This is a genomic window from Streptosporangium sp. NPDC051022 (assembly GCF_040683035.1).
Taxonomy (GTDB): domain Bacteria; phylum Actinomycetota; class Actinomycetes; order Streptosporangiales; family Streptosporangiaceae; genus Streptosporangium.
On sequence record NZ_JBFBCF010000003.1, the window covers coordinates 487,361 to 502,660 of the forward strand.

Annotated in this window: 13 protein-coding genes and 1 CRISPR repeat array; of the genes, 8 read left to right on the forward strand and 5 right to left on the reverse strand. The window is 66.6% G+C overall.

The genetic code is table 11. The features are described from left to right. Nucleotide 1 precedes the first annotated feature (1 nt). Genes AB0N02_RS08855 through AB0N02_RS08870 form a run of 4 tightly spaced genes read right to left on the reverse strand, consistent with a single transcriptional unit; the run spans nucleotide 2 to nucleotide 3,964 of the window. Nucleotides 2–868 (reverse strand): alpha/beta hydrolase, encoded by an 867-nt coding sequence (locus tag AB0N02_RS08855; RefSeq protein ID WP_363944120.1) that lies wholly within the window; start codon nucleotides 866–868, stop codon nucleotides 2–4. Continuing rightward, nucleotides 861–2,018: a 2Fe-2S iron-sulfur cluster binding domain-containing protein gene (locus tag AB0N02_RS08860; protein ID WP_363944121.1), complete on the reverse strand. Its 1,158-nt coding sequence runs from the start codon at nucleotides 2,016–2,018 to the stop codon at nucleotides 861–863. Before AB0N02_RS08860 ends, AB0N02_RS08855 begins: the two co-directional genes overlap by 8 nt. Next, complete coding sequence (locus AB0N02_RS08865) at nucleotides 1,937–3,103, reverse strand: Rieske 2Fe-2S domain-containing protein (RefSeq protein ID WP_363944123.1); 1,167 nt, start codon at nucleotides 3,101–3,103, stop codon at nucleotides 1,937–1,939. The genes AB0N02_RS08860 and AB0N02_RS08865 overlap by 82 nt, the downstream gene beginning before the upstream one ends. A gap of 51 nt (nucleotides 3,104–3,154) precedes the next feature. Continuing rightward, nucleotides 3,155–3,964 (reverse strand): IclR family transcriptional regulator, encoded by an 810-nt coding sequence (locus tag AB0N02_RS08870; protein WP_363944125.1) that lies wholly within the window; start codon nucleotides 3,962–3,964, stop codon nucleotides 3,155–3,157. A 354-nt stretch (nucleotides 3,965–4,318) separates the two neighbouring features. On the opposite strand from AB0N02_RS08870, the gene AB0N02_RS08875 reads away from it, so the two are divergent. The 5 genes from AB0N02_RS08875 (at nucleotide 4,319) to AB0N02_RS08895 (ending at nucleotide 8,773) form a co-directional block, all read left to right on the forward strand. Further along, nucleotides 4,319–5,575 carry a flavin-dependent oxidoreductase gene (locus AB0N02_RS08875; RefSeq protein ID WP_363944126.1) on the forward strand — a complete coding sequence of 419 codons (1,257 nt, stop codon included), beginning with the start codon at nucleotides 4,319–4,321 and terminating at the stop codon, nucleotides 5,573–5,575. Nucleotides 5,576–5,582: 7 nt separating this feature from the next. Further along, on the forward strand, nucleotides 5,583–6,503 hold the full coding sequence (locus AB0N02_RS08880; RefSeq protein WP_363944127.1) for a dihydrodipicolinate synthase family protein: 921 nt from the start codon (nucleotides 5,583–5,585) through the stop codon (nucleotides 6,501–6,503). Then, nucleotides 6,503–6,940, forward strand: a complete 438-nt coding sequence (locus AB0N02_RS08885) for a heme-binding protein (protein WP_363944128.1) — start codon at nucleotides 6,503–6,505, stop codon at nucleotides 6,938–6,940. The genes AB0N02_RS08880 and AB0N02_RS08885 overlap by 1 nt, the downstream gene beginning before the upstream one ends. A 35-nt stretch (nucleotides 6,941–6,975) precedes the next feature. Continuing rightward, complete coding sequence (locus AB0N02_RS08890; protein ID WP_363944129.1) at nucleotides 6,976–7,611, forward strand: hypothetical protein; 636 nt, start codon at nucleotides 6,976–6,978, stop codon at nucleotides 7,609–7,611. Nucleotides 7,612–8,047: 436 nt separating this feature from the next. Next, nucleotides 8,048–8,773: a maleate cis-trans isomerase gene (locus AB0N02_RS08895; protein WP_363944131.1), complete on the forward strand. Its 726-nt coding sequence runs from the start codon at nucleotides 8,048–8,050 to the stop codon at nucleotides 8,771–8,773. Between the two features lie 121 nt (nucleotides 8,774–8,894). Here AB0N02_RS08895 and AB0N02_RS08900 read toward each other — a convergent pair whose 3' ends face one another. Then, the gene (locus tag AB0N02_RS08900; protein WP_363944133.1) at nucleotides 8,895–9,992 is read right to left on the reverse strand and encodes an ABC transporter substrate-binding protein; all 1,098 of its coding nucleotides are present in this window, start codon (nucleotides 9,990–9,992) and stop codon (nucleotides 8,895–8,897) included. A gap of 219 nt (nucleotides 9,993–10,211) precedes the next feature. Here AB0N02_RS08900 and AB0N02_RS08905 point away from each other — a divergent pair, with 219 nt between their 5' ends. The 3 genes from AB0N02_RS08905 to AB0N02_RS08915 all read left to right on the forward strand — a co-directional run bounded on the left by AB0N02_RS08905 (nucleotide 10,212) and on the right by AB0N02_RS08915 (nucleotide 13,693). Continuing rightward, on the forward strand, nucleotides 10,212–11,300 hold the full coding sequence (locus tag AB0N02_RS08905; protein WP_363944134.1) for a hypothetical protein: 1,089 nt from the start codon (nucleotides 10,212–10,214) through the stop codon (nucleotides 11,298–11,300). A 303-nt stretch (nucleotides 11,301–11,603) separates the two neighbouring features. Further along, a complete protein-coding gene (locus tag AB0N02_RS08910; RefSeq protein ID WP_363944136.1) occupies nucleotides 11,604–12,953 on the forward strand; it encodes a site-specific integrase in 1,350 nt (449 codons plus the stop codon). 80 nt (nucleotides 12,954–13,033) lie between these two features. Next, nucleotides 13,034–13,693 carry a DUF2637 domain-containing protein gene (locus tag AB0N02_RS08915; protein WP_363944138.1) on the forward strand — a complete coding sequence of 220 codons (660 nt, stop codon included), beginning with the start codon at nucleotides 13,034–13,036 and terminating at the stop codon, nucleotides 13,691–13,693. A 191-nt stretch (nucleotides 13,694–13,884) separates the two neighbouring features. After that, nucleotides 13,885–15,297: direct repeats of the CRISPR family, unit length 30 nt; unit sequence GTTGTGACCCCTCGCAGGGGCGATGAGGAC. Nucleotides 15,298–15,300: the final 3 nt, after the last annotated feature.

The window sequence follows — 15,300 nt, forward strand, 5'->3', positions numbered from 1 at the left end:
CTTACCCCCTGACCGTCAGCGAGGCGGACTCGATGTCCCCCTCCTCAAGGAAGGCAGCGGTGATACGGGTGAACTCCTCCGGCCGCTCGACATGAGCCCAATGCCCGCATCTGGGCAGCATGATGAGGCGGGACTGCGGCAGAAGCCGTGCGAACAGCAGCCCGTACTCAAGGGAGGAGAACTGATCGTTCATCGCCCACAGCAGGAGAACGGGCTTCTCGATGGACGGCATGAGGCCGGACAGGTCCTCGTTGACCGTCCCGTTGGCCTTCGCGTCCCGGAGGGCCTCGAGGTGGCCCGGCTCGATGCTCGCGTCGTAACGACGCTTGATCAGATCCGGAGACAGGTTCGAGGGGTCGTAGAAGAACATCTGAAGCAGTTCGGTCATGGCGTCGAGGCTGGGGTCGCGGTAGTAGCCGTGCATGGCGCGCAGACCGGCCGGCGGCCACAGCTCCTTGGTTGGCGGCATACTATAACCGCAGGTAGAGCCCATGGCAACCACTCGGCGCACCAGCTCCGGGCGATCATGGGCGAGCCGGATCGCCGTGGATCCCCCCATCGAGTTGCCGATGATGTCGGCATCGCGCATACCGAGGTGATCGAGCAACTCGCCGAAGACGCGGGCGTTGTGCTCGAAACGGTTACCCCGGATCGGGCGCTTGTCGCTGTTCCCCCACTGCGGCATGTCCGGCACCACGACCCGGTATCGGTCGATGAAATGGGGCAGGACGTCACGGTAGTTCGACATTCCCTCGGCTCCTGGCCCCCCGCCGTGGATCATGACCATGGAACGAGGTCCGTCGCCGGCGATCCGGTAGTGGATCGTCCCGCCGGAGGACTCGAACCACTGCGATTCCGGCTCACTCATGGGTGCTCTCCTTGTCGGCCAAGAACTGTTCGGTGTACACGCGGGTGGCGGTCGCACCGTGATCGAGCAGGGCCTCGGCCACCGCCCCGACCATTGCGGGCGGACCTGAAACGTAGCAACGGTCGTCCGGGGTGACGTGAAGGTCGGGCAACGCCACCAGCGGCGACCCCGTCCGCCCCTGGAAGCCGCTCGCCGGCCGATCGGCGCACAGCGTGATCGAGATGTCCTTCATCCACAGCCGGCGCAGCTCCAACTCTTCGGCGAAGAACAACTGCGCCGCGTCGGAGACTCCGAAAACGAGATGGATCGGCGGCGGTTTCGCGGTCCCGAGCCGGAAACCGTCGATGATCGACAACAGTGGCGCCAACCCGGTTCCGCCGGCGATCAGGATGTGCCGTTCGCCCTCGTGGCCCCGCGCGGTGAACGAGCCGAACGGTCCTTCGAGGTCCACACGATCGCCGATCTCACATCGGGAGACCAGGTAGTCGGACATCGCGCCGCCCGGTAGCAGGCGAACCACGAAGCCCACGCGTGGCAGGTCGTCCGGGACCGTGAACATCGAGTACGACCGCCACTGGTCGTCGGTGCCCGGCACGCGCACCCTCGCGAACTGCCCGGGCGTGAAGGCGAAGTCCTCACCGTCGTCCACCCAGTCGTCCAGCTCGACCTCAAGACGGACCACGTCGTCGGCCTCGGCGACGACCGCCGTGACCGTCGCGGACTTCAGCCCCGGCCGGCCGCCGCCGGACGTCCAGGTGGACGTGTAGGGCAGTTCGATACGAACATCGGCATCGGCGTAGGCACGGCACATCAGTGCCATGCCGGCGTTGCGCTCAGCCGTGGTGAGTGCGCTCGCCCCCGTGAACCGCTGCTCTATCGATCCCGCGCCGATCCGCACGATGCAGGTGCCACACGTGCCGCCGCGGCACTGGTATCCGACCTCCAGGCCGGCCGCGAGCGCGCAGTCCAGCAGCGTCTTGTCGGGGTCGATGCCGACCTGCCGGCTGACGCCGTCCTCGTAGACGAACGTGGCCGCGGTGCTCGTCGCGGCGGCCGGCGCGGGCGGGGTCATGGCTTCTTGTTCTGGAAGCCGCGGGCGTGCTGGGCGACCAGTTTGCGCCACGCCACGACGATGCCGTCGAAGCTGCACATGTTCTCTTTCGCCCAGCCGGTGCCGTCGGCGTAGAACGGCTGCATCGCTTCACGGGCGAACACGTCGTCGTCGTTGAATCCGAGAACCGCCAGCGGCTCGTACACCCGCGCGTAGCGATACTCGAACTCCTTCCGCTCCTCCTCGGTCGAGCACTTCTTGCCGATGACCTCCCAGTACTCGTGGTGATCGGCATCAAGCGGTACGTACCACTCGTACTGAACCGTGCCGTAGTCCGGGAAGTTCTCCACCATGAGCACACCCGGCAGATAGATGGACGTGCGCAGGCCGGGAGATCGGGTGTTTCCGACGGCCTTGATGTTGAGCGCGGGGTTCTCTCGCACGAGTTCGTAGTGCTCGGTGCCGTACATGTTCATCAGGCCCTTCGGGCCGGGGTCCTCGTCGATCGTCCGCACCGCTTTCTCGGAGAGCGGCCGGTATCCGAGCGGCACGTACTGGTCCCGGACCACGACGACCGTGGCGTCGCGGTGGATCAGGACGTGCCCCGGGTCGAAACCGTTCTCCGCGGCCAGGCGCCAGTTCGCCTTCACCGTGCGATGGAGGCCCAGCAGCACCGTGTCGTCGTCGAGGACTCCCGCCACCGGGTGCTCGGACTCGCCCTGTGTCGAGATCGGCAGGTCGGCCGCCAGCGGAGGAATCACATCCGGCCGCTGGTTGTAGACGAAGACGAAGATGATCCCGTTGCGCTCCTCGACAGGGAAGGTCCGAAGTCCCACCTTGCCGATCAGGCTGTCGTCCGGTGCCGCGGCGATCGAGTGCAGCACGCCGTCCTCAAGCCGATACGTGAACCCGTGGTACCAGCAGGAGATCGTGTCCGCGGTCAGGCAGGTCGGCTTCGCCGACATCTTCACGCCGCGGTGCAGGCAGGTGTCATCGATCGCGTACAGCTTGCCGTTCTTGCGACGCAGCAGAATGGCGATACCGGAGACGGTGATGCCCTTCACCGAGTCCTCGGGCAACTCGGCGGAGAACAGTGCTGGGTACCAATGGTTGACCAATCCCCAGTTCGCCCTGACGTAGGGCTCGTACATGCGGGAGTTGGTAGCGCCTGGCGCGGTGGTCATCTGTCCTCTCCTAGGAGATGAAGGGGGGAGTCGAGCGGCTCGCGAATCGGATTACGCCGTGTGCTGCTTGTCCGGCACGTGCCGGCTTTCAGGGGAGTGGTAACGCTGGGTGATTCTGCGCGACACGGCCACGAGTGCCGGTAGCCATTCCGTCGGTGCCCACCTGGGGTTGCGGAACGAGACCGACACGGCCGCCGCGCGCTCCGAATCGCCGAGATCGAGCGGCACCGCGACGCAGTGCAGGTCGCTGACGATCTCGCCCTGGTCGACCGCGTAGATGCGTTCGCGGATCACTGCCAGCTGTCTCCGCAGGTGTGCCGGTGACTGGCAGGTATTGGCGGTGTAGCGGGGCAGCGGGGCGCAGAGAACGCGCCTCGCCATCGCCGGAGGTGACTGGGCCAGAAGCATCTTGCCCAGCGCGCTGGCGTGGAGCGGTACCGACATGCCGACCTGCGAGGGCAGATCGATGCCGGAGTTCCCCATGATGCGTTCGAGGACCATCGCCTGATCGCCGTGCAGGATCGCGCACTGCACCATGCCGCCCGTCTCAAGTGCCAGGCGGCGCATCTGCGGCAGCGCGAACCGGCGCAGCAGATGCTGGCCACGGGCTTTCTCGCCGTAGGCCCACAGTTCCAGGCCCAGGTGGTACGACTCGGTCGCGGTCCGCTCCACGAAGCCGGCCGACTGCAGGTCGCGCAGCAGCCGATGGACCGTCGACTTCGGCAGGCCCGTCGTCGCCGCGAGTTGTCCGAGAGAGACCGGCTGACCAGCGCGGTTGAGTGCCGCGAGGACCGTGAAGAGTCGCTGCGACAGCTTGGTCCCCGCGCTCGGCAGCGCGCTGGGTTCTTTGACCGCAAGCATTTCCACGTCCCATCTGATTCGACGGCCGGACTGGTACCGGACCATCGAGTGACTCCAGTGAGCCAGGTCAGGCCACCGTCTGGAATCGGGAAGCCGACCTGTCTTGCGTACGTCAAATGTCGTACGCCGGCACATGGCGGTACGTGACATCCCCTGCGCCATCGACAAATGAGCATTACGTCCCATGACACGAAACGGACGGTTGCTGGCCGGTGACCGGCCCTTGACACTCGCTTAGGCGGCGCACCGCGTCGCATTCGATGTGTCACGGCGCCATCTTGAAGACACCGCCGCGCCGAAGGGCAGCTGTTACGACACGACCTGCCCATCCCTCCCGGAGGACCGATAAGAATCATGGAAGACGTCGAAGTCGCAATCGTCGGCGCTGGAATCGGGGGGCTGACCCTGGCCCTCAGCCTCCAGCAGATCGGGATCACCGCTCGTGTGTTCGAAGCCGTTCCCGAGATCCGGCCACTCGGAGCCGGCATCAATCTGCTGCCCCACGCCGTGCGGGAACTGGACGAGCTCGGCCTCGTCCCCGCCCTGGACGCGGCCGGCATTCGTACCAAGGACGCGAGCTACTTCAACCAGCACGGCCAGCTGATCTACACCGAGCCGGCCGGCGAGGCGGCGGGATACGCGTGGCCCCAGTTCTCGATCCACCGCGGCGACGTCCAGTTGCTCCTGCTGGACGAGGTACGGCGGCGGCTCGGGGCCGACGCGGTCGTCACCGGTCGGCGCTGCACCGCCGTCACCGTCGAGGACGGCGGCGCGAGCGCGCATTTCGTCGATGCCGACGGTTCGCCGGCCGAATCCGTCCGGGCGCGCGTCGTCGTGGGCTGCGACGGCATCAGCTCGGCCATCCGCAAGCAGTTCTACCCCGACGAGGGGCGGCCGGTCTACTCAGGGCTGACCATCTGGCGCGGCGTGACGCCGTTCAAGCCGTTCCTCAGCGGAGCGGACACGATCCGCGCGGGCTGGATGACCTGCGGCAAGCTGATGGCCTACCCCATCCGGGACGCGATCAACGACCAGGGCGACCAGCTGGTGAACTGGGTGGCCACGCTCGAACGGCCCCGCCCGGATCACTACAACTGGAATCGCGAGGGCTCCTTGTCGGAGTTCTTCGAACCGTACGCCGACTGGCACTTCGACTGGCTGGACGTACCGGCACTCCTGCGGCAGACCGACCCCGTCCTGGTGTTTCCCATGGTCGATCGTGACCCGGTCGCGACGTGGACCTTCGGCTCGGTGACGCTGCTCGGAGACGCGGCGCATCCGATGTACCCGCGTGGATCCAACGGCGCCGGGCAGGCGATCCTCGACGCCCGCTACTTGACCGGCTGCTTCAAGCGGCACGGAGTGGGCCTCGACGCGCTCGCGGAGTACGACCGTGTGCGAGTCGAGCAGACCGGGGACGTCGTCCTCATGAACCGCGCCAACCCGCCGGACGCCATCCTGCGGGAGGTGTACGAGCGGACCGGAGGCCGCCCGTTCGACTCGATCGACGACGTCATCTCCCGGAGTGAGCTGGCGAAGATCGCGGACGACTACCGCGCGGTGGCCGGCTTCGACGCCGAGCAGCTGCGTAAGCGCCCGTCGTTGGTGTGAGGACGTCATGACCGACTTGTTCCTGCCCGGCTCGGAGCCGGGCCTGCTCGTCGCACCGTTGACCCCGTTCACGGACGACAACCGCGTCGACGTCACGGCGCTTGGCCGGCAGATCGACGACATCGTGCGCTGGTCCCGTCCGCAGCTCATCATCGCGGCCGGTGTGGAGGCACAGGAATACCAGTACCTGGACGCCACAGACCGGCGCGGGCTTGCCGAACGGACGATCGAACTGGTCGACGGGAGGTGCCCGGTCGCCGTCGGCATTTCCCACCCCGGGGCCGACGCGGCGGCACGGCACGCTGACCTCGCGGCTCAGACGGGTGCCTCGGCCGTACAGCTCCTTGCCCCGCAGCGCCCCTTCGGAGGCCAGCCGACCACCGGAGAGCTGGTGGCGTACTTCAGCTTCGTGGCGGAGCGCAGCCCGCTTCCGATCGTGCTGTATCTCAACCCCGGACCGGGGGCCGACGTGTCGGTCGAGGCGACGATCGAACTGGCACGCATCCCGGGCATCGCGGCCGTGAAGGAGAGTTCGCGCAACCTCAGCCGTGTCGGACTGCTGATCACGGAGATCGACCTCTCCGGACTGGCGCGCTACTACACGACGATGCAGATGCTGCTCGCGACGCTCGAACTCGGCGGTTCCGGGGCCACGATGCCGGCGCCCGTCTCGGAGATCGCGATCCAGATCATCGAGGCGTACCAGAAGGGCGACCACCCGGAGGCGGCCCGGCTGCAGAGGCAGTTCCGCAGGTTCCCCGCACGGTGGATGGGCTACGGACTCGCGCCGGTCATGAAGGCGACCATGCAGTGCCTCGGACGCGACATGGGTGCGCCCTACCCGCCGTTCACGCCGATCACGGGCGCGGACCTCGAGGCGCTGCGCGCGGAGGTCACCGCTCTCGGATTCTCGAAGGGAGAGCACTGATGCTGCGGATCTCGCGGCTTGACCTGGCAGAGGCCCACATGCTGATCGAGGCGGCCGCCGCCAAGGCGGAGGAGATAGCGGTGCCGATGTGCATCGCGGTGGCCGACGAGTCCGGCAACCTGATCGCCTTCACCCGCATGGACGGCGCCAAGATCAGCAGCATCGCCATCGCGATCGACAAGGCCTTCACGGCCGCGGCCGCGCGCGGGACGACCGAGCGGTACAACGGCCTGTGCGTTCCCGGGCAGCCGACCTTCGGGATCCACAACACCAACGGGGGCCGGTTCTGCATCATCGGCGGAGGAGTTCCGATCATCGTCGAAGGAACGGTCATCGGAGCCGTCGGGCTAAGTGCGGGTACGGCGGAACAGGATGTCGTCTGCGCCGAGGCGGCAGCGGCACACTTCTACGAGCAGAAAGGGGTACGGCAGCCGTGACGGCGACCTTCGGACCGACGGTCCTTTATTCGGAGATGGTGCCGGAAACCGCCTGGGAGGACGATTTCAACCGCTGGTACGACGACGAGCACGTTCCGGTCAGGATGGAGGCCCCCGGGTTTCTCAGCGCGCAGCGCTACAGGCGGGACGACGGAACGTACCTGGTCATGTACGACATGGCCGGCCCGGCGACGCTGACCACCGAACAGTACCTGACGATCAAGGACGAGCCGAGCGAGCGCACCTCCTGGATGCTGGCCAACGTCGGCGGGTTCACCCGGCACCTCGCCCGGGAACTGGGCACCTCCGGCAGCTTGGAGGCGGCCGAACACCGAACGACCACGGTGTTCACCATCCTCATGTCCGTTCCGGACGATGAGCTGGCCGAGCTCGACGCCTGGTACGTGGCGGAGCACGCCCCGATGCTGCTGGAGTGCGAGGACTGGCTGGCGGTGCGGCGATTCGCACTCAGCGGCGAGCCCGCGCGGTACAACCGCCTTGCCGTCCACTACCTGGCTTCGCCCGAGGCGCTCAACTCGCCGGAGCGGGCGGCGGCACGGGACACCGAGTGGCGCAAGCGGCTTGGCGAACGCGACTGGTTCAGCAGCCCGCAGACCGCCGTGTGGAGACCGCACGGTCCGCGTAGCCACGGCACGATGCCCCTCCTCTAGCAGGCGGGAGGGTGATCCGGCGGCGTACTCCCACTTGATCCGGCCGTTCCGCGGCCGGCGACGGGAGGTTTGATCGACGTCGGGGATGTGAGCTGGGTGGTGCCCGGGTGTCGTCGTCGATTCACTCGGGACGGCCGTGCGCTCGTGGCCGTTCGCCACGCGGGGCAAGCCGTGCACCGCCCAGCTCCTTTCCGTGTGCCCGGGTGGAGAACGAATCCGGGCGGCGGACCAGGAAGCGGCACTGGGCCGTGATCGTAGGACAGACCGGTCCGGGGCCGTCGCGTGAATCGGCCGAACACTCCCATTCCACGCCGCGGGACGTTTGCTTCAGTCACCGACACGCCGTCAATAGGGTCCGGGGCATGGACCCCCAGACTGCTTTCAAGTACAGAAGAGTCTCCCGTCGCTCGGGAGGCGCCCAGCGAGGGCGCAAGCGATGAGCGGGATGCGAGCCCGCCTGGGCCTGATCCTGATGTCGACCAACCCGGTCGTCGAGCCGGAACTCAACCGTGTGCTCCCCGCCGACGTGAGCCTGCACGTCACACGGATCCGATTCACCGACTCCACGCCTGAGCAGTACGAGGCGCTGCTTCCCGAGGTGCCGGCCGCGGCGTCGCTGCTCGGTGACGTCCGGCCGGACGCGATCGCGTTCGGCTGCACCAGCGGGAGCATGTACGGCGGGCGCGGGTACGACCGGAAGATCGTCGACCTGATCCGGTCCGCCGTGGACGTGCCGGCGACGACGACCACGACGGCCCTGCTGCGGCAGTTCCAGCGCATCGGCGCGTCGTCCGTCAGCGTCGCGACCCCCTATCTGGATTGGGTCAACGACTTCGAGGAGAGATACCTCGTCGACGCCGGCATCACGGTCAGCGCCATCGCCGGCCTCAACCTCTCCGGTGACGATGTGCATCGAGTCACCCCGGAGCAGTTGTACCGCTTCGCGCGCGACACGTACGTCCCCGGCAGCGACTGCCTGTTCATATCCTGTATGGGGCTGCGAACCCTCGATATCATCGCGCATCTTGAGCACGATCTCGGTGTGCCGGTGATCACGAGCCCGATGGCGACCCTGCTCCACCTTCTTGAGCTCGCCCGCGTCCGCGTCGAACCGAGCGACGGCTCGTTGTACCGGGGACTGCTCGCCGCCGGCGGAAGGTGACCGGACCGTCCGCTTTTCTCCGTTGAGCGAGGCAAAAGCCTGTCCCGCCTCCATTCCGAAGGCGGGACAGGCGCCGATGCCCGCAGCTCCTGGTTCGCGGCAGGGCACGTCGTTCACCACGTCAGCCGTGGCACTTGCCGCCTTGGTACTGTGCCTTGTCGAACGCGTTCGCGTCGCTCACGAACTTGTTCGCGACGAACTTGCTGACATCGACATCCTTCGAGATGCCCGACCCCGCCGGATCCAGGAGGGACCGGCTCAGCATCTTCTTCCACGCCGTCAGGCTCTGTGTCCCGTACTGGTATCCGGTGGCGTCACCGGACGGCGCGCGGCTGTAGTCGATGATGGCCTTGAACTGTGCCTTGGCGACGGCCTCGTTGGCGAAGACCGCCGGGGCGTACTTGCGCATGGCCTCCAGCGCGGCCTCGGGGTCGCACTGGGCGTCGATGATCGCCTCGGTGACGGACCGCAGCATCCCCGCCACCACCTCCGGCCGCTTCTCGATCATGTCGTCGGTCGCGACGATGACGACGTTCGGGTCGGGCTCCGACGCCGACTCGGCGGGCATGACGTCCCGATACTTGGTGGCCGGGTCGAGACCGTTCTGGATCGCCAGGTCCGTTAGCGTCAGGCTGATCGCGTCGATGTCACCCTTCTCGAATGCCGTGGCGATGGCCTGGGGAGCCATCGAGGGAAGCGTGACCCACTTGTAGTCTCGACCGGAGATGAGGCCGTGCTCGGCCATATACCCGATGATCTGCGTCTGGCCGCCTCGTCTGGACGACATGCCGATGGTCTTGCCCTTGAGGTCGGTGAGCGACTTGACGCCGCTGCCATCCGGAACCTGCAACTGCATCCAGCGCTTGGTGAACGTCTCGTACACGGATTTGACGGGTGCGTTGTCCGCGAACAGCGGGAACAGCCCCGGAACGCTGACCCACGTCATATCCGCCTTCCCCGCCACGAGGGTCTGCAGGCCGGCGGCGCCGAGGACGTTCCGGAACTCGACGTTGATGCCGTTCTTGGCGTAGATGCCCAGGGCCTGGGGTAGAACGACGTCCAGCAGCGACATGTTGATGTCGGGGGTCGGCAGGACGAAGGTCACCTTGGCGGCATCCTTCCCGCCCTTCCCAGCGTCCTGGCCGCCGCCCGATGATCCGCCGGAGCCGGAGCCGCATGCCGCACCCAGCACGGCCACGACCGCGCAGCTAAGCGCCATCAGAGTGCGACGCCTCCATTCCCGCTGCGACCCGCGAGTGTGCTCTCTCATCCATTCCGTCCTTTTGCTTGCTCCATGGTGAGCGTGGCATGTCACGCACCAGGTGCGGTTTGCCACACACCGCGATATTTGGTGTGTAAGCAACGCCCGAGCAACTGTTGGTCCCATCTCACGGTACGGTGAGTACACAGCCCATCGACGACGGGCAACACTGTCACGATGCGAGCCCCCCAGAAGGCACCGGTGGAGAGCGGAATCTACCGGCGGCTGCTCCGTCCACTCCTCTTTCGTCTCAGCGCCGAGCGGGCCCACGACCTCACCAAGATCGCCTTGCGGCTGCCCGGGGTCTGGCGAACCGTCCTGCGCCGCGGGGAAGCCGACGATTCCCGTCTGGCGGCAGACCTCGGTGGCCTGCAGATCTCAAACCCGATCGGTCTGAGCGCCGGCCTGGACAAGGACGGCGAGCTCGTGGCCGCGCTCCAGCACTTCGGCTTCGGATACCTCGTCGTGGGCTCCGTGTGCCGGTATCCCAGAGCCGGCAACCCGCGCCCGAGGGTGCGTCGCATCGTACCGAAGCAAGCGCTTGTCAACTGCTTCGGGCTGCCCAGCAAGGGCGCCGAACGCGTGGCCGGCAACCTCGCGCAGGCCCGGCGGCGGCCGCTCAGGGTACCGATCATCGGAAACGTCTGCGCGTTCGACGTCCGCGAGTTCGTCGAGACCGCCGCAATGCTCAGCCCCTACGTCGACGCGATCGAAGTCGCGCTGGTCTGCCCGAACTCCCCGTCGCGTCGCCCGGACTTCACCACGCCTGAAGATCTTGAACTGCTCCTGTCGGAGCTGTCCCAGGAGTTCCACAAGCCGCTGTTCCTCAAGCTGGACCCGTACGAGACGCCGGCGGGCCGTTCCCGCACACTGGAGTGCCTGGACGTGGCGATCGCCGCGGGAGTCCGGGCGGTAACGATGTCCGGCAGCTTCTCCCGGCCTGATTCGCGCCTGTCGATCGGGCGGGGCAGCGTGTCCGGCGATCCGGCCTGGCACCGCAACCTGGACTTCGTCTCCGCCGTTCACCAGCACACCCGGGGCAGGCTCGACATCAAGAGCGTGGGAGGCGTCACAGACGGCCGCCGAGCCTTCCAGGCCATCGCCGCGGGCGCCACCACGTGCGACGTACTGACGGCCTTCGTCTATCACGGCCCCGCCCTCGCCACGCGGATCAGCCGGCAACTCCTCGACCTGATGGACTCCGCCGGAGTCTCGGACATCACCGCGCTACGCGGCAGCGGGCACGCCGTACCGCTTCAGGCCTGACGCGGCCGAGGTTCCGGTCAACGGTCGAATGACGGTAAACGATCAAGAGGCTAGATCCGCGATTTTGGGATCTAGCCTCTGAGCCGGTGAAACCGTGGTGGACGATACAGGGATTGAACCTGTGACCTCTTCCGTGTCAGCGCTTACGGAGCGTGTATTCGCACCCCTGTTCAGAACCCCATGGGCGGGTAAACTTGCAGGTGAAAGGCATGATCGGATGCCCTGAAGTGACCGGCCGTCCCCCGTGCTGACGCCCAGTCTCACGGTCAGATGACGGTCAAATGATCAAGGGGTGATCGACCGGTGGGTTACTCCCGCAAACGGATCGGCCGCAACGGCAAGGCGCGATACACCGCCTACTACTTCGACATCAAGGGGTTGGAGAAGTCCGCGGGCACCTTCTCCAACAAGAAGGACGCCGACGTGGCCTGGCAGAGGGCCGAGGCCAAGGTCGCCGAGGGGCGAGTCGGAGACCCCAAGCGGGGGCGCCAGTCGTTCGAGCGCTACGTCTTGGACGTATGGCTGCCGAACCATGAGATGGAGGCGACCACCCGGCAGAAGTACACCTACTCCATCCACAAGCACCTGATCCCCGAGTTCGGCAGCCTGCGGATGATCGACATCCTGCCCGAGCACGTGCGCCAGTGGGTGGCCACCATGAAGCGCAACGGCGTATCGCCGGTAACCATCAAGAGCAACATGGTCATCCTCAGCGCCATCTTCACGACCGCGCTCCATGACCAGGTGACTTACCTGCACCCCTGCAAGGGCGTGAAGACACCGCCGGTCGTCGCGAAGCCGCTGACGATCATCAACCCCGAGCAGTTCAACACCCTCTACATGGCGCTCCCCGACAGCGACACCCGGCTCCTGGTCGAGACGGCCATCGAGACAGGGCTGCGCTGGGGCGAGCTGACCGAGCTGCGCGTCAGGGACCTCGACGTCCACTCCCGGATCTTGACGGTCAGTCGCGCCGTCGTGGAGGTCAACCCGAAGTTCCACCCCGACGGGGAGCGGTTCCTGGTCAAGCCGTACCCGAAGGACAAGGAGTTCCGGCGCTTCAAGTTGACGGCTCAGATCGTCCTCAAGCTCCAGTCCCACGCCAAGGCCGAAAAGCTCGGTCGTGACGACCTGTTCTTCACCTGGAGACAGGACTCGGCTCCGAAGGCTCGTGTGCGCGCCGTTCCTGATCCCGACAAACTCGGGTTCACCGAGCCGAACGCGGCAGGGCGGTCCTACAAGCACGGGACCTGCACCGCGTACACGACCGGCAAGTGCCGTTGCGAACACTGCCGCGCTGCCTTCGCCATCTACCGAGCCGAACGGCGGGCCGTCGGCAAGGACAACCCGCGGCGGCCACGGCGCCGCGACACCGACGGCCATATCCCCGCCGACTGGTTCCGGCGACATGTGTGGCAGAGGACCCTCGCCGAAGGCGACCTGGAGACCACGGTCCGCATTCACGACCTGCGCCACGCGCACGCCTCATGGCTACTGTCTGGCGGAGCGGACCTTCAGGTCGTGAAAGAACGGCTCGGCCACGCCTCCATCAAGACCACCGAAAAGTACCTTCACACCCTCGACGACGCCGACGAGACAGCCCTCGACGCGTTCACAAAGATCCGGAACCGCAAAGGCCGCCGGTCGTCATGACACTCCCCGCCCCATGCTCTCTCGAACGCGCGAGCAGCCGAGAGAGGCTTGACTCACAACGTTCCCAGAAGGAAGGAGCCATGGCCGGACCCCCGCAAGCCGCTGACCTCGGGAAAGCAGACAGAATCATTCGAGGTACGACCACAGCCAGCGTTGTCGTGCTTGCCCTGATCGCAGGCGCCATCTCCTATCGACACCTTCACACGCTCGCCATACGGCACGGCGAATCACCCTGGTCTGCCGCTCTTCTCCCCCTGAGCGTCGACGGCATGGTGGTCTGTGCGTCGATGGCCCTTCTCACAGAGTCGCGCCGCGGAAAGCGCGGAGGTCTCATGCCATGGACGTTGCTCGTCCTTGGAAGCACAGCGAGCATCGCCGCCAACATCGCCGTCGCGGAACCATCGGTTATCGGCCGCGCCGTCGCCGCCTGGCCGGCGCTGGCTCTGATCGGTGGCATGGAAATGCTCATGCGGATGATCCGCACTCGTGTCTGTCAACTAACCCAGGTGGTCATAGCGAACTCGGCAGAGGAAACATCGTTCGAAAGGCCCCCGGCGGAATCCGAGACTCATCGGACTCGGGGCCAGGCGCTCCAGCGGCAAGCATGGCAGTGGGCACAGTCGCACCGACACGCCGACGGCTCCCTCCCCAGCGGGATAGCCATAGCTCAAGCTTTCGGGCGCAGTCCCCGATGGGGACGGCTGGTCAAGAGTATCGGCCTTGCTGGCGGCCTCGGCTGAGAAGCGCTCCTGCGGTAGACGATCGGCTGAGGCCTCCCCCTGGCCTACACACAGGGGCGCACAAGCTGCTGAGCCGCAACAGATATTCCTAGTGAGTACCCACCTGGCAGCCAGGCGTTGAAGGAACGCACCCATGAACGGTCCAACGACTGATAGCCAAATGAGTCGGTCTAAAGGCCACACTACGTCGTGTTGTGACCCCTCGCAGGGGCGATGAGGACGACCAGTACATCCTCGGCTACCACGACGGCGCGCAGTTGTAACCCCTCGCAGGGGCGATGAGGACCCGCGAGGCCGGAACGAAGATCCTGGAGCGGTGGGAGTTGTGACCCCTCGCAGGAGCGATGAGGACGGTGCGCAGGGCGGGCGCGCCCAGACTGGCCAGCTCGTTGTGACCCCTTGCAGGGGCGATGAGGACCCGATCGACCACGGGCACGCGTACGCGGTCTCACAGTTGTGACCCCCGCAGGGGCGAGGAGGACCGCGCTCGGCTTGCTGACCAGAGTCCACGGCGAATAGTTGTGACCCCTCGCAGGGGCGATGAGAACGCGATGTGGCGGGCATCGATCGCCCACGTCTCCACGTTGTGACTCCTCGCAGGGGCGATGAGGACGAGCCACAGCACCCACTGCGGCCATCCTTGCGCGGGTTGTGACCCCTCGCAGGGGCGATGAGGACGCCGAGCCGCGTTCGCCGAGGGCGGGGAGGGCTACGCGTTGTGACCCCTCGCAGGGGCGATGAGGACGTGATCGAGCAGACCGCCCGCATGATGTCCGCCCTGTTGTAACCCCTCGCAGGGGCGATGAGGACGGGACCGGTACGTCGGACTCGATCCCGGCGTGGCTGTCGTTGTGACCCCTCGCAGGGGCTATGAGGGCGAGAGCAGGGTGGAGCCCTGCTCACGGACAGTGCCGTTGTGACCCCTCGCAGGGGCGATGAGGGCACCTCACCTCAGACTCCGGGTGGAGGATGGCATTCCTGTTGTGACCCCTCGCAGGGGCGATGAGGACGTCCCCGATACCGGTGCGCAGGTACAGGTCGCCATGTTGTGACCCCTCGCAGGGGCGATGAGGACCGCCGGATACGGTCAGCGCTGTCAGCACCAGGCCGTTGTGACCCCTCGCAGGGGCGATGAGGACGAAGACGGCCGAGACCCGGCTGGGCGGGAAGACATAGTTGTGACCCCTCGCAGGGGCGATGAGGACTAGGTGACGGTCGCGGTCGCGCCGACCGCGAGGTCAGTTGTGACCCCTCGCAGGGGCGATGAGGACAGCATGTCGGCCGTTGTGCAGCCGGGGTTGCTTTTGAGTTGTGACCCCTCGCAGGGGCGATGAGGACCGCCGGATACGATCAGCGCTGTCAGCACCAGGCCGTTGTGACCCCTCGCAGGGGCGATGAGGACTAGGTGACGGTCGCGGTCGCGCCGACCGCGAGGTCAGTTGTGTGACCCCTCGCAGGGGCGATGAGGACGCGAGCAGGAACGCCGTCCACGCCGGACGCAGCTCCGGTTGTGACCCCTCGCAGGGGCGATGAGGACGCGAGCAGGAACGCCGTCCACGCCGGACGCAGCTCCGGTTGTGACCCCTCGCAGGGGCGATGAGGACCGT